Annotated in this window: 15 protein-coding genes; 4 read left to right on the top strand and 11 right to left on the bottom strand. The window is 66.8% G+C overall.

All coding sequences use genetic code 11. The features are described 5' to 3' along the window. Positions 1–154: 154 nt before the first annotated feature. Entirely contained in the window at positions 155–964 is an 810-nt protein-coding gene (locus FB600_RS26050) for an alpha/beta fold hydrolase (protein ID WP_145757564.1), read from the bottom strand. A 113-nt stretch (positions 965–1,077) separates the two neighbouring features. On the opposite strand from FB600_RS26050, the gene FB600_RS26045 reads away from it, so the two are divergent. Then, positions 1,078–2,061, top strand: a complete 984-nt coding sequence (locus FB600_RS26045) for a LysR family transcriptional regulator (protein ID WP_145757565.1) — start codon at positions 1,078–1,080, stop codon at positions 2,059–2,061. On the opposite strand, the gene FB600_RS26040 is transcribed toward FB600_RS26045, so the two are convergent. Then, entirely contained in the window at positions 2,010–2,429 is a 420-nt protein-coding gene (locus tag FB600_RS26040; RefSeq protein WP_013689644.1) for a winged helix-turn-helix transcriptional regulator, read from the bottom strand. The genes FB600_RS26045 and FB600_RS26040 overlap by 52 nt on opposite strands. A 105-nt stretch (positions 2,430–2,534) precedes the next feature. On the opposite strand from FB600_RS26040, the gene FB600_RS26035 reads away from it, so the two are divergent. Next, the gene (locus FB600_RS26035) at positions 2,535–3,419 is read left to right on the top strand and encodes an SDR family oxidoreductase (protein ID WP_098151784.1); all 885 of its coding nucleotides are present in this window, start codon (positions 2,535–2,537) and stop codon (positions 3,417–3,419) included. Positions 3,420–3,991: 572 nt separating this feature from the next. Next, positions 3,992–5,509 (top strand): sensor domain-containing diguanylate cyclase, encoded by a 1,518-nt coding sequence (locus FB600_RS26030; protein WP_145757566.1) that lies wholly within the window; start codon positions 3,992–3,994, stop codon positions 5,507–5,509. Between the two features lie 153 nt (positions 5,510–5,662). On the opposite strand, the gene FB600_RS26025 is transcribed toward FB600_RS26030, so the two are convergent. From FB600_RS26025 to FB600_RS26015, 3 genes are all read right to left on the bottom strand, one after another. Beyond that, positions 5,663–7,249 carry a methyl-accepting chemotaxis protein gene (locus tag FB600_RS26025; protein ID WP_098151782.1) on the bottom strand — a complete coding sequence of 529 codons (1,587 nt, stop codon included), beginning with the start codon at positions 7,247–7,249 and terminating at the stop codon, positions 5,663–5,665. 402 nt (positions 7,250–7,651) lie between these two features. Next, positions 7,652–8,905 carry an arsenic transporter gene (locus FB600_RS26020; RefSeq protein ID WP_145757567.1) on the bottom strand — a complete coding sequence of 418 codons (1,254 nt, stop codon included), beginning with the start codon at positions 8,903–8,905 and terminating at the stop codon, positions 7,652–7,654. Continuing rightward, positions 8,902–10,131: an MFS transporter gene (locus FB600_RS26015; RefSeq protein WP_098151780.1), complete on the bottom strand. Its 1,230-nt coding sequence runs from the start codon at positions 10,129–10,131 to the stop codon at positions 8,902–8,904. Before FB600_RS26015 ends, FB600_RS26020 begins: the two co-directional genes overlap by 4 nt. 683 nt (positions 10,132–10,814) lie before the next feature. On the opposite strand from FB600_RS26015, the gene FB600_RS26010 reads away from it, so the two are divergent. Then, entirely contained in the window at positions 10,815–11,594 is a 780-nt protein-coding gene (locus FB600_RS26010) for an EAL domain-containing protein (RefSeq protein WP_098151779.1), read from the top strand. A 63-nt stretch (positions 11,595–11,657) separates the two neighbouring features. On the opposite strand, the gene fliL is transcribed toward FB600_RS26010, so the two are convergent. From fliL to FB600_RS25980, 6 genes are all read right to left on the bottom strand, one after another. Next, positions 11,658–12,155: a flagellar basal body-associated protein FliL gene (gene fliL / locus FB600_RS26005; protein WP_036040647.1), complete on the bottom strand. Its 498-nt coding sequence runs from the start codon at positions 12,153–12,155 to the stop codon at positions 11,658–11,660. A 548-nt stretch (positions 12,156–12,703) separates the two neighbouring features. After that, positions 12,704–13,159: a homoprotocatechuate degradation operon regulator HpaR gene (gene hpaR / locus FB600_RS26000; protein WP_096752681.1), complete on the bottom strand. Its 456-nt coding sequence runs from the start codon at positions 13,157–13,159 to the stop codon at positions 12,704–12,706. A 35-nt stretch (positions 13,160–13,194) separates the two neighbouring features. Further along, complete coding sequence (locus tag FB600_RS25995) at positions 13,195–13,749, bottom strand: hypothetical protein (RefSeq protein ID WP_047837895.1); 555 nt, start codon at positions 13,747–13,749, stop codon at positions 13,195–13,197. Between the two features lie 50 nt (positions 13,750–13,799). Further along, the gene (locus tag FB600_RS25990) at positions 13,800–14,573 is read right to left on the bottom strand and encodes a hypothetical protein (protein WP_096752680.1); all 774 of its coding nucleotides are present in this window, start codon (positions 14,571–14,573) and stop codon (positions 13,800–13,802) included. A gap of 151 nt (positions 14,574–14,724) precedes the next feature. Next, complete coding sequence (locus FB600_RS25985) at positions 14,725–16,116, bottom strand: sigma-54-dependent transcriptional regulator (RefSeq protein WP_098182637.1); 1,392 nt, start codon at positions 16,114–16,116, stop codon at positions 14,725–14,727. Further along, a complete protein-coding gene (locus tag FB600_RS25980) occupies positions 16,101–17,579 on the bottom strand; it encodes a sensor histidine kinase (protein ID WP_098182636.1) in 1,479 nt (492 codons plus the stop codon). Before FB600_RS25980 ends, FB600_RS25985 begins: the two co-directional genes overlap by 16 nt. Between the last annotated feature and the right edge of the window lie 79 nt (positions 17,580–17,658).

Here is a 17,658-nt window from a genome sequence, read left to right as displayed (position 1 = left end):
TCTCGTCTGCCGCAGAGTCCGTGTGGCCGGCCCGGAAATGAAGTAAAGAGAGACGCAATCCTATCCGCCGCGATGCGCGTTATAACATCCGAAGGGCTCGCCAAGCCAACCGCGACGATTGCCACGGTGGCGGGGATCTCGAATGAATCCTCATTCACTTGTTTGAGCGCGGCTTCTCTCCCTTCATCCCCGCTCCGTCCAAGAATCGACCAACTATCCGCGCGAGCTCCGCCGGCGCTTCGAGCGGCAACAAATGCCCGGCTTCCGGCACGACATGCATGACCGCCTGCGGAATACGTGGCAACAACTCAACTTGTAGCGTGGCGATGGAATCCACTTGATCGCGCTCGCCGGAGATGACGATGGTGGGCACATCGATCGACAGCACTGCCTCGGTAATATCCTCCAGCATCGCCAAGTTCGGCCACGCAGCCTTTGCCTGCGGCGCGCCCTTGAGGCTGTCTTCGATCACCTGCTCGCGCCGGGCGTCATCCAGTTTCCTCGCGGTGAGAACGTGATCGATGACGAACTCGACCGATTCACGCGATTGATACGCACCCGCCAGCATCGCGCGTTGTTCCTCGGGAAGCATGGTTGGCGACGGCGGCGACGGCGCAACCAGCACCAGGCCTTCCAGCCCGCGCGGCCGACGCGACGCCATCAGCTGCGCAACCTTGCCGCCCATCGAATGCCCCACCACCACATAGCGCCGCAAACCCAATGCGTCGATGACACCCTCCGCATCGGCGGCAAGGTCGGCGATGCGGTAACCGTCCATCGGCGCCGCGGAATCGCCCCAGCCTCGATGATCGGTAGCGACGATTCGATAGCGGTCCGCCAACTCCGTAGCTACCGCGTCCCACGTCCGCGACGAGCCTCCGTAATAGTGGAGGCAGACCAGCGCCAGTTCCCCACTGCCCTGCTGCTTGACGTGGATGCGCGTGCCATTGGTTTCGATGTCCATCCAGATACTCCTTCTCGGTGATGTGCCGCCATCGTAGATTCGAGTCTTTCATTCGATAATTGGCGATAGCGTATCGACAGTCGATAATCGTGCTATCGAATGAGGAACAGGAAATGGACCGACTGACAAGCCTCGCCGTGTTCGTCGCCGCGGTGGAAGAAGGCAGCCTGGCGGCCGCCGCGCGCCGCTTCGGGCTTTCGCCGGCGATGGCCGGCAAGCATGTGAGCGCGATCGAGGCGCAATTGAACGCGCGGCTGCTGCAACGAACCACGCGGCGCCTGAGCCTGACCGACGCGGGCCAGACCTACTATGAACGCAGCAAGCAGATCCTCGACGCCTTCGACGACGCCAATCGGGAAGCCGGCGATTCGCAGGGCAAGGCGCGCGGCGTGCTGCGTATCGCGGCGCCCGTCACGTTCGGCGCGATGCATCTCGGCGAGGTAACGGCGCGCTATCTGGAAGACCATCCCGACGTGAACGTGGAGGTCACGCTCGGCGACCGCTATGTCGACCTGCTCGATGCCGGCATCGACGTGGCGATCCGCATCGGGCGGCTGGACGATCCCGCGCTCGTCGTTCGGCGAATTGCGCCGTGCCGGATGGTGGTATGTGCATCACCGGCCTACCTGGAACGACATGGCACGCCGCGCACGCCTCGCGACCTGCACCAGGCGCCGCGGCTGGCGTTCAGCGAGGCCGTGTCGGCCGGCGACTGGACCTTGTTCGATTCGAGAAACCGCGCTCATGTGATCGATGGCCCTTGCCGGGTCGCGGCCAACAACACGCAAATGCTGCTATCCACCGCGCTGGCCGGCGCCGGCATCGCCTATGGCCCGAGCTTCGTGTTCGGCGAGCATCTGCGACGCGGCGAACTGGTGGCGCTGCTGCCCGCCTACCGCGCCACCGAGCTGGCGATCCAGGCGGTTTATCCGAGCGCGCGACGCATCCCGCTCAAGGTGCGCCGCTTCGTCGATTACCTCGCCGAAGCATTCGGCGACGAGCCGCCCTGGGATCAAGCAACGAAACCTGGCAACCGGCGCGCGTCTCAAGCAGCTTGCGCCTCGCCATCGAAACGCAAGCGCGCCGCCGTGACTTGAGCGTGATTGTCGTCGGCCCACCGAATCAGCACATTCAAGGCGGCGAACATCGAGCGGCCGAATTCGGTGAGACCATATTCGACGCTCGGCGGCTTGGTCGGGAAGACCTCGCGATACACATAGCCGTCTCGTTGCAGATCGCGAAGCGTCTGCGTGAGCATGCGCTGCGAAATATCGGGCACCAGGCGGCGAAGCTCGCCGAATCGATGCGGCTTCTCGGCCAGCGCCGTCATCAGCAGCGCACTCCATCGTCCATTGATGGCATCCATGACGTCGCGCACCGGGCAATCCGCCCACAGCGGATACCTGGCCCGCGCCTTTTCCAGCCGCGCCTTGATCGGGCATGCCGGCATCTCGGTGGTTCCCATTTGGTAACTATCTCCTCAAAAACTGCCTTCTTTACGGAGCTACGCAGAGGCTCGATGATCGAGTCACTCTCGAAATGAGACTAACACTCGCAACAAGGCCAGTCCATGAACGACACCATTTTCATCACCGGCGCATCCGGTCATCTCGGCCGCCTCGTCATCCAGCATCTGCTGGCGCGCGGCGTGACGCCGGCACGCATCATCGCGGGCACACGCAGCCCGGAAACGCTTGCCGATCTCGCGATGGCAGGCATCGCGGTTCGCAAGGCCGACTTCGAGGACCGGCAAGGCTTGACCGAGGCGTTCGACGGTGTCGGCACCGTGCTCGTCATTTCGACGGATGCGCTGGAAGAAGCCGGGGCACGGCTGAAGCAGCATCGCAACGCGGTTGCATCGGCGGCGGCGGCAGGCGTCGGCCGCCTCGCCTATACCTCGCAGTTCAACCCGGCCAGTTCGCTGCTGAGCTTCGCGAACGATCACCTGGAAACCGAGCGAGCCATCCAGGCCAGCGGCCTGCCGCACGTCATTTTCCGCAACGGCTGGTATCACGAGAACCTGTTGATGTCGCTGCCCGCGGCGCTGAAGCGAGGCCAATGGCATTCGGCGGCGCAAGGCGGTAGAACCTCCTACGCGGCACGAGAGGACATCGCAGAAGCGATTGCCGCCGTGCTGGCCGGCTCGGGCACCGATAGCCGGATCTACACACTGACCGGCTCCGAGGCGCTCAACCGCGAGGAAATCGCGGAGCGGGCGCGCCGCGCGACGGGCCAACCGCTTACCGCGGTGAACGTGACGGACGAGCAATTCGCCGAAGGGCTGAAAGCGGCCGGCGTGCCCGGTGCGTTCATTCCCGTCCTGATGTCGATCGAGGCGGAGACCCGGGCCGGCAATCTGTCCATCGTCACCGATCACCTCGCGTCGCTGCTCGCACGTCCGCCGAAGCGGCTCGCCGACCATCTGGACGCGGCCAAGGCCAGCTACCTGGCTTGACGTAGGCCGCCGGGGCGCTCGACAGGATTCGTCGCCCCGGAGCGGGGGACACTCGTGGCCACACGAAGTTTTTCGTCGGTGTCCCGATCATGCCGTGCGAGGCATCGACGAGGTCGATCCGCACCCTGCGGAGCGCCGCAGGCAAAGGACCGAAATGAATCGCGTCCACCCGCGCAGGTACCCCGCGCCCCGATGTCCGATCCCGGGCTTCAATTCGGTGACCGCCCCGCCGTTGACCTCGGCGTACAACGGCAGGGTCATCCTGTTCTCTACGCGATACGCCAAATAAACATAGTCGCCTTCCGAAAAATAGGAAGGAGACCAGAAAGTGTCGATCTCGATGAGCGATCGGCCAAATATGCGGTCCCGGGATACGAACTCCGGCGAACGGCCAGGCTCGCGCATACCGCGCTGAATGCCCGTCGGCCGACAGCGTCGCACCTGCGCGACGGCTACCCAATAACGATCAAACGCTACCCGCATTACATGCTTTAATTGCGCCTGCCGCGCCCCACCGCGGATGCCCACGTAAGCGTCGAAAGCCCCACGTTCGTTTTCATCCGAAGATAAGCATGTCCACCTCAAACTCGATCGGGAAAATCGCCGACTGGGCTGGAAAGAATTTTCTGATCGTCGGCATGTTGGGCACCTTGATGTCGGCCGCGGCCGCGGGAATCAGTATCATGACGCTCGCTGCCACGCGAAGTGAAGTCATCGATCATGCCAACGAGAACTCGCGCAACGTCACCGCGGTGCTGGTCAGTGAAATAACCAGGACCGTCGAAACCGCCAACACCGCCTTGATGAGCCTGACGGCGAATCTCGGCAACCCCGCATTCCAAAAAATGGACCCCCGCCTGCGGCATGACCTGCTGTTCGAAAGAACCACCGCGCAGTATGTCACCGGGATGGGCATCACCGATGCGCGGGGCAGGCTGGTCGACGGATGCTGCGGCAACACGCATAAATGGGATTTCAGCGACCGGGACTACTTCACGGTGCACCGCAATGCCCCGGACATCGGGCTGTACGTATCGGAGCCTTACCAAGCGCGCTCGCGCGGCGGCACACGGTCGATCGCCCTGTCTCGCCGAGTCGAGGGACCGAACCATGCGTTCGACGGCATCGCGGTGGTCGCCATCGACCTGGCCTACTTCGACCAGTTGCTGTCCCGCTTGAATGTCGGCGCCCATGGCGTCAGCGCCGTGGTGCGCACGGATGGCGCCATCCTGGCGAGAAATCCCCCCGTCAGCGAGAGCCAGATGACGATCCTGCGCGACTCCAAGACCTTCGCGCGCATGGTAAGCAGCCACTCGGGCTTCTATGCCGCACGCTCCATTGTCGACGGTACCCTGCGCCTGTACACGTTCCAGCGCGTGCCCGGCACCCCGCTGATCGCGGTGATCGCGCCTGCCAAACGCGACGTGCTGGCCGACATCAGCCGCATGTCCTGGAAGGTCGGCGTGTCAGCCGGGGCGATCAGCGCCTCGTTCTGCGCGGTGGTCTGGCTGCTTGCCTTCGCCTTGCGCGACAACCTGAGAAAACAGCAGAGACTGACGGATCTCAGCCACACCGATGCCTTGACCGGGCTGCTGAACCGCCGGGCACTGGATGCCGCGCTGGACGACGAATGGCATCGGGTCCATCGCGGCAACACCTGCATGTCCGTCCTGTTCATCGACGCCGACCACTTCAAGCAGTACAACGATGTCCATGGCCATGCCAGGGGCGACACCGCCCTGCGCTTCCTGGCCGAATGCATACGCAAGCACGTCCGGCGTCATGGCGACATCGCGGCGCGTTACGGCGGGGAGGAATTCGTCGCGGTGCTGGCCAATACCGATGAGAACGGCGCGGCACGCGTCGCGGAGGCCATTCGACAGGAGATCGAAACGAACCGGCTCGCGGATTTCCCCGAGCCGGTACCTGCCTTCACGGTCAGCATAGGATGCGCGACGGGCCGAGCAGGACGGCCAGCCTCGGTCGACGCCCTGTCGCATCGAGCCGACCTGGCGCTCTACGAGGCCAAGCGACAAGGAAGAAACCGGGTATGCGTGGCGTCGATGGAGGATGACGAGGCACCCGCCTGACGAAGTGCCCCTCGCGATCGACGGCGTCGAGCTTGCGCGGCTTACCCGGCCCGGCCGCCTCCGGCAACCGTCATGCCTCGAGCGATGCGATCCCCCTTGCCGCTCGCGCCGCCGGCGCGTCGCGAGCGAACGCGGCCAGCAGGCGAGCCTTGTTCAATGTCCGAATACCGCGGCATCGATCCGGAACAGCGAGATCGCGTGACTCAACTGCCGCCCCTGATCCTCCAGCGATTTCGAAGCCGCGGCCGCCTCCTCCACCAGCGCGGCGTTCTGCTGCGTGACCTCGTCCATCTGCGTCACGGCCAGGTTGACCTGCTCGATTCCCCGGCTCTGCTCGCTCGACGCGGCAGCGATCTCCCCCATGATGTCGGTCACCCGTGCCACCGCCTGGGTGACCTCGGTCATCGTCTTGCCGGCCTCGCCCACCAACTGGGAGCCATCCAGGACCTTCTGCACCGACGAGCTGATCAACTCCTTGATCTCCTTGGCGGCCGCCGACGATCGCTGGGCGAGGCTGCGCACCTCGCTGGCCACCACGGCGAATCCGCGGCCCTGTTCGCCGGCCCGGGCCGCCTCCACCGCCGCGTTGAGCGCCAGGATGTTCGTCTGGAACGCAATGCCTTCGATGATGCCCGTGATGTCGGCGATCTTGCCGGAACTCGCGCTGATCTCGTCCATGGTGCCGACCACCTGGCTCACGACGCGATTGCCGCGCCCGGCCACTTCGGACGCATTGGCGGAAAGGCTGCTCGCCTGCTGCGCGTTCTCCGCATTCTGCCTGACGGCGGAGGTGAGTTCCTCCATGCTCGCCGCGGTTTCCTGCAGCGACGCGGCCTGCTGTTCCGTGCGCGAGGACAGGTCCACGTTGCCCGACGCAATCTGGCTCGAACCCGTGGCGATACTGTCCGCGGCCGAGCGCACCTGCCCGATCAGGCCGACCAGGCTGCGCTGCATGGCGCCCATCGAGGCCAGCACGCTGCCGGCCATGGCGCGCTCGGCACCGGGTACCGGCCGAAGATCGCCCTCGGCCACCCGCATCGTGACTTCGCTCAGTTCGGTGGGATCGGCGCCGAGCGCGCGCAGGATACCTCGCGTGATCACCACGCCGGCCAGCACCGCCAGCAACACCGTCGCCAGGCAGATGCCGACCAGCAGGTTGCGCTGTTGGTGAAACTGCGCCGAGGAAGCCTGGACCCGCTGCCCCTCCTGCTCGCGCACGAAGCCGCCATAGTCGTTTTCGGCCTTGATCAGCGCCGACAGCAATGGCCGGCACTTCGAGGCGATCGCCGCGATCGCGGCGTCCCGCTGCCCGCTCACGGCCAGTTGCGCGATGTCGAGCGACACCGGCCGGTATTGGGCTTCGATCCTCGGAAGTTCGGCCGCCAACTGCCGCCCCCGCTCGCTCATGTCGGTGGCGCTGGCCACCAGCGCATTGAATGCGCCGAGGGTTTGCTCGACACGGCGTTGCGCATCGAAAACCGCGGCCTTTTCGATCTCGATATCGGCGGGTGCGGTGACCAGCACCAGGTTTCTCACGGCCATGGCCCGATCGTCCACCGCGCGCCGGACCGCCTGTGCCGCGTTGCCCCGCGCATTGACGCCCTCGACATAGCTGGAGAAGCGTTCATGCGATTCGACGATCCCGCTCAGCGAGAAGCCGGAAACGATCACCACCATCGCCGCCAGAAAGCCGAAGGCGACCGTCAATTTCGTTTTGACTGACCATTTATTGATATTCATTTTCTACCCCGATTCTCCAAATCCAAGCACCTGCCACCCCATCCTCCCGAAATATCATATAAATCGACATCGGGAACATTTTGCGGTATTCAAGCCAGTCCGCACCGGTGTTAACGGAACCGGTGGCACGGGCTTTAGCTCTTGACCAGCGCGGGATCCCGTGCAAACGTCTCTTGGCCGAAAGAATTCACATTGATTTTCAATTCATGACGAATTGGAAATCATTGGACGAATTATCGGACTGACACTATCGTCTTATTAATTCGAGGATCGAGATCGGAATTGAAATTCGAGGCATTGATATCCGCCCGCGGCACCGCGTGCAGGAACAGGGGAAACGAGATGCCGCGGGGCCGGCCTCGGCACATCGATGAAGCGGGTCGCCGCAAGGCACGCGCCGGCTCAGCCCCCGGTCAGCAGCCGTGCGCCCAGGGCCAGCGCGAGAGCCGGAAGCATCACCGCGGCGCCAACCGCGAGGAACTGCATGAAGCCGACTTCCTCGCCTTCGCGGCGAATGGCCGAGAGCCAGAGAATGGTGGCGAGCGAGCCGGTGATCGACAGGTTGGGCCCGAGATCGACGGCGATCAGCAGCGCATCCACCACGCGCTGAGGACTATGTGCCGCCGCCACGGTCGCACTCGCGATCAGGCCGGCCGGCAAGTTGTTGATCGCGTTGCTGCCCAGCGCGAGCGCGCCGCCGGCCACGGCGGCGGCCAAGCCCTGATCGCGTCCGGCAGCCGATGCGAGCAGCCGTGACAGGGCATCGATCACGCCGGTATGCGCCAGCATTTCCACCAGCACGAACAGGCCGGCCACCAGCGGCAGCACGCTCCAGGAAATTTCCCCGAGGAAGGCGAAGGGAGAGCGACGCTCCTTGAGCAGCACCACCAGCGCGGTCAACACACCGAGCGCCGCGGTGGGCAGGCCGAGCGGCAGATCGAAGGCGGACACCGCCAGCAAGGCCACCGCCGTCACGGCGATCCCGGCCAGCGCCACCTTGCCGCTCGAGCCGAGCGGCTCGACGGGCGGGTCCGTCGCACAGGCACCGGCGAGGTGCTCGCGGTGCGTATGGCGCAGCATCCAGAACGTCGCGAGGATCGACAGCGCCGAGGGCAAGGCAAAACGGGCCACCCAGGTACCCAGCGCCGGCGTATGGTTGCCGTACAGCACGAGATTGGCCGGGTTCGATATCGGCAGGACGAAGCTGGCCGCGTTCGCGACGAAGGCGCATGCATAGAGAAAAGGCAGCGGTCGAGTCCCGGCACGCCGCGCGGCAGCGAACACCGCCGGCGTGAGCACGACCGCCGCGGCATCGTTCGAGAGGAAGGCCGTCACGCCGACGCCGACCAGGTACACCTGCACGAACAGCCGGCGCGGCGAACCGTTTGCATGCCGGACGGCCAGTGCCGCGACCCAGTCGAACAGACCCTCGCGACGGCCCAGCTCGGACAGCAGCATCATGCCGGTGAGAAACAGGTAGACGTCGCCGCCCTTGCAGACCGCCTGCCAGGCGAGATGGACCGGGAGCAGGCCGAGCACGACCAGCAGCAGTGCCCCCGTGACCGCCCAAACCGCCTCGGGCCAGCGAAAAGGACGCAGGATGACGCCCGCGGTCGAGCTCAGCGCGATACCCCAGGCAAGCCAGCTTGGATTCATCGGACGAGCGGCGTGTCTTCGACAAGCGCGGGGAGGCCGCAGGCGCGCTTCAGCGTCGTGCCGAAGCAGAGCCAGAGCGCCAGCGAACCGACCGACACCCCGCCGAGCGCCAGGAACGCGGCGCCATACCCGAGGTGCTGCGCGAGGAACCCGCCCAGCGCGGGGCTCAACGCGGCGCCCATTCCCTGGACCGTCATGACCACGCCCTGGCCGACATTCACCCGCCCCGTACCCTGCAGCAGACGAACCACCAGCGCCGGAACGGCCACGCTCTGCAGCCCGGCGCCCACGCCGTCGAGCACCTGCACCGGCCAGACACCCCAGGCGGTGATGAAGCTCGCGGCCACCACCCCGCGCAGCGGCAAGGCGAGAAAGGTGAGCAGGATCACACCCCAGTAGCCGATGCTGCGGATCAGTCGCGGCGCGATGCAGGCGGCGACGATCATCACCAGTTGCGCGACGACGATGGTCTGCGCGGTCAGCACGCTCGGATCGCCCTGTCGGGCGGCCACCACCGCAAGACCATAGAGCGGCAGCATGGCGGCGTTGCCGAGATGGAACAGCGCAAGCGCCACCGCGAGCAGCAGCAAGGCACGGTTGCCGAGCAACGCACGCGCGCCGCTTGCCGGCCCGCCCTGCGCCGACGAGGTGGCGTCCAGCCCCCTCGCCCGATCATGGTCGATCGCCTCGCGCGGGATCAGCAAGGTGGTGACGATCGCCAGCACGGCAAACACGCCGGCCAGCGCGAATACGGCGCCGAATCCGAAACGCCAGCCGAGCCAGCCCGACAGCGCCGCCCCGGCCACGTTGCCCGCGTGATTGGCCACCTGGTTGCGTCCGAACTGCCGGTCGAAGTCGCGTTCGCTGACCATGCCGAGCGTCATGCCGAGGACGGCGGGGCCGAGCACCGCGCCGGCCAGCGCGGTGAACACCTGCGAGACGGCCACCACCCAATGCTGCTGCGATATCCACAGCACCAGGGAGGCGAGCGTGGTGGCGAGCGCCGCCGCCACGATGAGGCCGCGCTTGTGCCGGGTGGCATCCACCAGGGCGCCGGCGGGTGAGGTCGCCAGCATGCCGGCGATGCCGCCGAGCGTCATCACCGCGCCGATCGCGTCCGGACGCCAGCCCTGCGCCTGCAGGAAGACGCCGAGAAACGGGCCGATCCCGGCCTGCACGTCGGCCATGAAGAAATTGAGCCCTTCGAGGGCGTACCGGGCTCTCATGGTTCGAGCTGCCAGGAAAGACGCCGCGGCAGCCGGACCTGGCGCGTGGCGGGCGTGGCGAGCGGTTCGGCACGGCCTTCGGAGTCGATCCAATCCATCTCTTGATCCTCGTGTGCGATTCTCGGCGGGGCGAAGCCCGATCGACGGCGCGTATAGGCAACGGGGCAAACAGGGTGTCCCGAGGCCATGGACAGGGCGGCCTCGGACCGGCGAATCGAGGCGGCCGGCGGATTCGCCGATCGTGGAAATGCGAAGCAGGATGCAAACGTCATGCCATCCGGAGCGGGGCCCCGGGATCGGGGCATGCGAAGCGCAAGCGGCGGCGCATGTGTCAAGCAAGCGGACGTCAGCCGTCCGATCCGTTGACACATGTCGCCGAGATCGAGGACCGGCGCCGGATATCGGACTGAAAACGCGTGCCGGACGCGTGATTTCAGGCAGTTCGACTGCCTCGGCGCTACGTATCTCGTGTACGATTTGCCCAGCCGTCGTCCACGCTGTTCGATGTGGTGGCAAGCATCGAGCAATTGGATACGGTCGCCTCCTGAAAATTTCGGATGGCTGATTAACCATGCAGTGAATGGCGAACCGCGACGGCGTCGAACGGCAACACCCGGACACGGTTCCCACATGGACTCGTCGACAGGCGGCCCCCGCTCCCTTTCCTCACATGGATGTATTCGATGACTGCCTCCCCCGCCGACCTGCCCGCTCTCGCTGTCCGGAACAGCCACTGTTCGAGCTGCCGCGACGACGACAAGCTCGATGTCGACATCACCTTCGCGTTCCAGCCGATCGTCGATGTGCGGTCGATGCGCCCCTATGGCTACGAGGCCCTGGTACGCGGCCCGCGGGGCGAAGGCGCGTCGAACGTGCTGTGCCAGGTCAACGCGGACAATCGATACCTGTTCGACCAGCACTGCAGAACGACGGCGATCCGCCAGGCCTCCGAACTCGGTCTCGACACCTATCTGTCCATCAATTTCCTGCCGAACGCGGTTCATCATCCCGCCGCATGCATCAAGCGCACCTTCGAAGCCGCGGAGCGGCACGGCTTTCCCGTGGAGCGGATCATCCTGGAGACGGCGGAAAGCGAGAACATCGCGGATCGCCCGCGCCTGGTGGAAATATTCCGGGCATACAAGCAATTCGGCTTTCAGACGGCGATCGACGACTTCGGTGCAGGCTACGCCGGGCTTTCGCTACTGGCCGACTTCCAGCCCGACCTGATCAAGCTGGACATTGAACTGGTGCGCCGCGTCGACGCCGACCCCGTTCGTCAGCACATCGTGCGCGGCGTCCTGGCGATTTGCCGCGATCTGGGCATCCGCGTCATCGCGGAAGGCGTGGAGACGCCCCTGGAACGGGACTTCCTGCTGGCCGAGGATGTGGTCCTGATGCAAGGCTATCTTTTCGCCCGGCCCGGCCTCGAGTCGCTCCCGCAACCGTCACGGTCGCCCTGAGCCCAGGTCCGGCGGGACCTGCGCACTCGCGGCGAGATGCCGAACCCGGCGCGCCGTGGCGAGCTACTGCAGGACAAAATCGGTGATCAGCACCTCGTCGACACGAGCGCTGCGATTGCCCGGCTGCGTCGGCCGCTCGATCAGGGCGCGCAGCTGGTCGACGAGCTGGCGTTTGTCGTCGAGCGTGGCGAGATCCTCGGGATGCTTGTTCGACAGGGCCATCAGGATGCGGCTGCGGATCTCGGGCATATGTTGCGTCAGGTAATCCTGGGCGGTCGGATCGGTGAGCTTCAGGGTCAGGCCGATGCGCACGTAGTGCATCTCGTCGTCGGACTGCAGGTTCACCGTCATCGGATCGAGCGGGAAGTACACCGGCGTGGAAAGCGGCGGCGGGCCGGCTTGGGCGGCCTCGGCCATGCCCTCGTGCCTGACGAAGGCAAACCAGGCCGCGCCCGCGCCCGCGGCGGCGAGGAGCAGGCCGATCAGCCCGAACAGGATGAAGCGCTTGGCCTTCCCTGTGGATGGGTTCGAGGGGACGGCGGAGGCGGTCGTGGTAGCCATGTGTTTTGCTCCGAGAGGGCGTGCCGGCCAAATTGCCGGGCCGGGGGTGGGCCCCACGGTCCACGGCAGGTACGTCATGTCGGCAATCCGGCCGCTTGGTTGTTATTGGATGCGAGTAGGGCGATTCGATCTGGTGGATCGCCAAGAAGGCAGCAAGCTGCGAGGAAACGAATTACAAGCGTTTTGAGATTGACATGACGAATAGCCGCCCCGGGACGAATATCACAACGCAGATATGCCGCGACGCGACGGCGTACGGCGGACGATCAGGACAGCGCGCCAGGAAACACGATCGATGCGAACGCCTCGTACGCCTTTCACCGAACCGCGGCTGCCGCGTTAACCATACGGTATAACGGCAGACAGACATCGATCTGAAGGGAGAGCGCACGACATGCCGTGATCCGATCGACATCCGCCAGCGCAGTCGTTCCAGCCAGGGCAGCAAGACGTGCGGCCTTCACCGCGCCTCGTCGGTGCGGCGTGATCCAGGTCGCCAGGCCGACCGACCGCTGCATGGCGGTCGATTCCCGACACCTCGATCCGGTTCAGGCCGATGAAAGGCTGCCATCGCTCTCATCACGGCCGACCTCCTGCACACGACGCAGTGCCGCGTAAATTTCCTCCAGCTTGCCGCGTCCGAATTTCGCCTCGATCGACCGGTATTGCGCCTCGATTCGAGGTTGTATCCTGCCGATCAGGCTTCGGCTGCGCACCGTCAACCTGATTTTCGAGCGCCGCAAATCCAGCGCCGAGCGCTTTCTCGTGATCATGCCGTCACGTTCCAGGCGCTCGAGTATGCGGGTCAGGCTGGGATGGAGAAGGCAGCATTGCTTCGCGATTTGCCCCGCCTCCAGACCTTCCCCGGACACTTCTTCGAGGAGACGGAGAATGCGCCATTGCTGCTCCGTCAGCGAATACTCGTTGAGGATGGACCGAATCGGCACCAGCAAGGCCTCGCGCGCCTCCAGAAGCGGGATGATCAGTCTGTAAATATCGCTCATATCGGGCACGTGGTGTCGGTCGCTCGGTGTCTATGTCACGCGGGGGCGTCGATCAGCTCGGCGATCTCGTCCACCTCGATGGTGCGGCCGCGACGGTTCTCGATGCCCCGGCCCCAGGCCTGCACCCATGCACCCGGCACCAGATAGGACCGCAGCTCGCCGGCCGCGTGCGGCGGCATGCGCAAGGAGGTGCCGTCCTCCAGCAGCGCCCCGCGCAGCTCCCCCTTCGGGCCGTACAGCGACAACACGACTTTTCCGCCCGTCTCCATCGGTTCGTGCTCCACATGCGGCTTGCCATGTTTTTCGCCGTCGCGCTGGGGACCTTCGTCCAGTATCACCGCGCCTTGTCGCGTCACCAGCTCCACCGCCGCGATCAGGTCCGCGCCGCGCGGCTTCACCCCACGCACGCGTATCGTGTCGCCCACCGCCACGTGCCGCTCGATTCGCTTCGACAGATGCGGCGGCACATGCACCAGACGCATGTCGCGCGTGCCGAGCACGATGCCGTCGATTTCGCCGTGCGGGTTCAGAAGAAAGCGGCTTACCGTGCCGCGCGTTTCGGGAAGGCCTTCGGGGTCGATCCAATGCATGTCGTGATCCTCGTTCGATGTTCGTGAAAAGCATGAAGCCGGGCGATCGTTCAGGGTGCCGGGGGCGGGCTGTCGTAGAGCCGGCTCAGGTTGCCCGGCGGCCCGAAGGCGGTCGCCTGCAGGGCCGTGCCGTATTCGTTGCGCGTGCCGTATCCCTGCGCCGCCACGCTCGCTCCGATGCGCAGGAGCTGCGGAAATTGCTGCGCCACAGGTGGCGTGAGCTTGATCGAGGTGCCGTCGGTGAGGATCACGCCATCGGGTTCTCCACGCGGCGCGGTCGTGACATGGGCCACCTCGCCTTGCACGCTGAGCGGCGACAGGCCCGCGCCGCGCAGGTCGTCCGGCGTGGGCGGCACGCCCGGCGGCGGCGCCTCGGCAAGCTGCCGGCCGCTTCTCGCGTCGGCGATGCGTTGCGCGACGAGATTGCCGGCGGCGTCGCGCGTGCCCGTCACCTGCACGGTGTCGCCGGGCCGGATCGCCGCGGCCAGCCGCGCGCCGGCGCGCGGACCGACGTGCACGATCGCGCCATCGTGGCTCAGGAAGCCATCGACCTCGCCATCGGGATTGGTCACGAAGCGCGATACGGTCGCCTGCAGGGTCACGGCCGGACCCGCGTCGGCGAGCGGCTCGGGAACCGCGCCGCCGCGGGGCAGCACCGGCGCGAGCGTCCCCGGCGGCGGCAGCAGGTGGGCGGCGGCCGGCGGGGCGTCGGAAGACGGTTGCGCCTGGCAGGCGCTGCTTGCGGCCAACAGCGCGAGCACGCCGAACGCACCGAGAAGGTGGGTGGCAAGGCGTTTGACTGGGTAGGTCGATATGGCTTGCATGATTCGCTCCGTTGCGGGACGCGAATCATGCTGCAAGCGCCGTGCCACCCGCGCGAGGCCGATGGATCAAGGCGCTCGGGCCTAACGCGCCGGCCGCGGTGTCAATCAGGCGGACGACAACCGTCCGCTTCGTTGACACCCCGGCCCGGCATCACGAGCCGGCGTCGGGCTTGGGATTCGATATCCCCAGGCTGGCCAGCCGTGTGTAGAGGGATTGCCGGCTGATGCCCAGCCGGCGCGCGGCTTCGGCGCGATTGCCGTCCGCCAGCGCGAGCGCGCGCAGCACCAGCGCCCGTTCGAGCCAGGCCAGGGCATCGCCGAGCGACAGCTCGGCCAGATGGGCGGGCAGTTCATCGGTGCCGCCGCCGGCCGTGTCGAGCAGGAAGCCGAAGTCCTCGCGCGTGAGCAGCGTGCCCGCCGCCAGCGCGCTGGCACGCTCCATGGCGTTGGCCAGCTCGCGCACGTTGCCCGGCCAGGCAAAGGTGGCCAGCAGGCGCTGCGCGTCGACGGAAAGACGCTTGCGCGAGGACGGCGGCGCCAGGCTGGCCAGGAAGTGCTCGGCGAGCGGCAGGATGTCCGCCACACGCTCGCGCAAGGGCGGAATGTGCAGGGGAATCACGTTGAGCCGATACAGCAGGTCCTGGCGGAACGTGCCGGCCGTCACCATCCCGGGCAGGTCGCGATGCGTGGCGGCCACCACCCGCACGTCGATCGCCACCTCGCGGCTCGATCCGAGCGGCGTGAGCCGCCGCTCCTGCAGCACGCGCAGCAGCTTGGCCTGCATCGCGAGCGGCATGTCGCCGATCTCGTCCAGGAACAGCGTGCCCTGGTGCGCCTCCTCGAAGCGGCCGCGTCGCGCGGCGTGGGCACCGGTGAAGGCGCCCTTGTCATGGCCGAACAGCTCGCTTTCGAGCAGCGCGTCGGGGATCGCCGCGCAATTGACCGCGACGAACGGGCCGTCGGCACGCGTCGACGCGCGATGCAGCACGCGCGCCGCCACCTCCTTGCCGGTGCCCGTCTCGCCGGTGACGAGCACGGTCGAGGTGGTTGCCGCGGCGCGACCCAGGCGCTTCTGCACCTCGCGAATCGCCTCGCTCACGCCGAGCAGCTGCGGTTCGTCCGAGGCTGCCTCGTCGACGAAGGCGGGTGCCGCCTCGGGCTCGCGCGCCTCACGGCGAACGTCGAGCATGCGCGCGAGCAGCGCCGCGATCTGGTCGCGCCCGACCGGCTTGGTCAGATGCTCGAACGCGCCCAGGCGCATCGCGCCGATGGTATTGGCGCTGCTCGCGTGCGCGGTCAGCATCACGACCGGCACGTGGCGCATGCCCTCCATCGCGCGCAGCGACTCGAGCACCGCCAGCCCGTCCGCGCCCGGCAGGCGGAAATCGAGGAAGATGCAGTCCGGCACGGCGTGTTCGCGCAATATCGCGAAGGCGTCGTCGCCCGAGCCGGCCTCGAGGCAGCGATGGCCCAGGTCCTGGATGGTTTCGGCGAGGCCTTCGCGAAAAGCCTCGTCGTCGTCGATGATCAGTACGGTCGCCATGGCAGCTCGATCAGGAAACGGGTGTGTTCGGTGTCCTCGGCCAGGCTGGCGCGGCCGCCATGCGCGGACGCGATCTCGCGAACCACGGCCAGGCCCAGGCCGGAGCCGTCGGGATGCCCGGTCACGAAGGGCTCGAAGACATGCTCGCGTTCGGCCGGCGCGACGCCCGGCCCGTCGTCGATCACCTCCAGCCTGAGCCGCTCGCCCTCCCGCGTGCAAACGTGCGAGGCTCGCACCAGCACGCGGCCGCCATCCCGGGCGTGCCGGATCGCGTTGAGGACGAGATTGTCCAGCGCGCGCGCGAGTTGCGCGGGATCGAAGGCCGGCCGGCTCGCGCCCGGCTCGGCCTGCACCGCCAATTCGACGCCGCGCGCCGCGGCACGGGCCTCGTGCGGATGGACGACCTCGTCGAGCCAGGCGTGCAGGTCCACCTCGCGGGGCGCCACCGTCACCGGCTGGGTCAGCGCGAGCAGGCTGCTCACCTGCGTCTCGATGCGGCCCACCTGACCGATGATCATCCGCAACGCGGCCTCGCGGCGCGCCTCGTCGCCCGCGAGCGCGTTCTCGGCCTTCAGGCGCATGGCCCCCGCCGGGTTGCGAATCTCGTGCGCGATCTGCGCGGCCATCTTGCCCAGCGCGCCGAAGCGCTCCGCCTGCGCGAGCCGCGCGGCGAGCACGCCGGTCTCGCGTCGCAGCGTCTCGACGCGGTCCACGTAGCGATTGAGCGCGTCCACGATATGGTCCAGGTCGCGCTCGCCGAACCGATCGAGCCGTCGGCCCTGCTCGAACGCACCCGAGGGCGCGAGTGCCTGCTCCAGGCGCGTCAGGTTGCGCTTCCAGCGTCGCAAGGCCAGTGCCAGGAACGCCGCCAGCACCAGGATGAGGGCGAGCACGCCGGCCAGTACCTTCGCGGCGCTCTCTCCATAAGGACCCAGGGGTGGGCGTGCCCGCGTCAGGGTCCAGGCGACCATCCCGTCGCGATGCGGCACGGGGCAGGCCACGGCGATCACCGCGTCCGCGCCGCTCGACACGATGCTGGTCTGCGTCCTGGCGCCGGCGGCCGCGGCGCCGAGCGTGCGCAGGATCAGCGGTGTTTCGGCCTCCGGAACGTCGCGCTTCACGCCGCTGCCCTCGTAGGTGGGGAAGGCGTAGGCCAGGAAACCGTTCGGCGCGGCGGCCGACTTGCTCCAGAATCCGCCCTCCACCCCTTCGCTGCGCGCCAGCACCAGGTCGAGCACGGCGTGCATGAGGTCGATATTGGTTTCGTGCGGACGCTGAACCGACATGTCGTAGCGCGAGGCCACCGCCTCGCAGGCCGCGAAGGCCTGCTGCCTGCCGGCCGCGACGCGCTCGCCCAGCGCCGAGGACGACATCAGCCAGACCACGGCGGCCAGCAGGCTGCACAGGATCGCGACCAGGATCCAGAGCACGGCGATCTGAGTGGAAAACGAGAGTCTCGGCATAGGCAGGCGGCTTCGGGAGTTCGGCGGTCGGGCGCTGCCATGATAGCGGGTGGCAACCGCCTCGTCCCGCCCTTTCCTC

Source organism: Burkholderia sp. SJZ089, assembly GCF_007828315.1.
GTDB classification, from domain to species: Bacteria; Pseudomonadota; Gammaproteobacteria; order Burkholderiales; family Burkholderiaceae; genus Burkholderia; species Burkholderia gladioli.
Note: the sequence above shows the minus strand (reverse complement) of the source record. Positions and strands in the feature narration are given on the sequence as shown.

Coding starts and splice junctions, on each gene's coding strand:
- FB600_RS26050 (WP_145757564.1), bottom strand. CDS start 964: ATGGACATCGAAACCAATGGCACGCGCATCCACGTCAAGCAGCAGGGC.
- FB600_RS26045 (WP_145757565.1), top strand. CDS start 1,078: ATGGACCGACTGACAAGCCTCGCCGTGTTCGTCGCCGCGGTGGAAGAA.
- FB600_RS26040 (WP_013689644.1), bottom strand. CDS start 2,429: ATGGGAACCACCGAGATGCCGGCATGCCCGATCAAGGCGCGGCTGGAA.
- FB600_RS26035 (WP_098151784.1), top strand. CDS start 2,535: ATGAACGACACCATTTTCATCACCGGCGCATCCGGTCATCTCGGCCGC.
- FB600_RS26030 (WP_145757566.1), top strand. CDS start 3,992: ATGTCCACCTCAAACTCGATCGGGAAAATCGCCGACTGGGCTGGAAAG.
- FB600_RS26025 (WP_098151782.1), bottom strand. CDS start 7,249: ATGAATATCAATAAATGGTCAGTCAAAACGAAATTGACGGTCGCCTTC.
- FB600_RS26020 (WP_145757567.1), bottom strand. CDS start 8,905: ATGAATCCAAGCTGGCTTGCCTGGGGTATCGCGCTGAGCTCGACCGCG.
- FB600_RS26015 (WP_098151780.1), bottom strand. CDS start 10,131: ATGAGAGCCCGGTACGCCCTCGAAGGGCTCAATTTCTTCATGGCCGAC.
- FB600_RS26010 (WP_098151779.1), top strand. CDS start 10,815: ATGACTGCCTCCCCCGCCGACCTGCCCGCTCTCGCTGTCCGGAACAGC.
- fliL (WP_036040647.1), bottom strand. CDS start 12,155: ATGGCTACCACGACCGCCTCCGCCGTCCCCTCGAACCCATCCACAGGG.
- hpaR (WP_096752681.1), bottom strand. CDS start 13,159: ATGAGCGATATTTACAGACTGATCATCCCGCTTCTGGAGGCGCGCGAG.
- FB600_RS25995 (WP_047837895.1), bottom strand. CDS start 13,749: ATGCATTGGATCGACCCCGAAGGCCTTCCCGAAACGCGCGGCACGGTA.
- FB600_RS25990 (WP_096752680.1), bottom strand. CDS start 14,573: ATGCAAGCCATATCGACCTACCCAGTCAAACGCCTTGCCACCCACCTT.
- FB600_RS25985 (WP_098182637.1), bottom strand. CDS start 16,116: ATGGCGACCGTACTGATCATCGACGACGACGAGGCTTTTCGCGAAGGC.
- FB600_RS25980 (WP_098182636.1), bottom strand. CDS start 17,579: ATGCCGAGACTCTCGTTTTCCACTCAGATCGCCGTGCTCTGGATCCTG.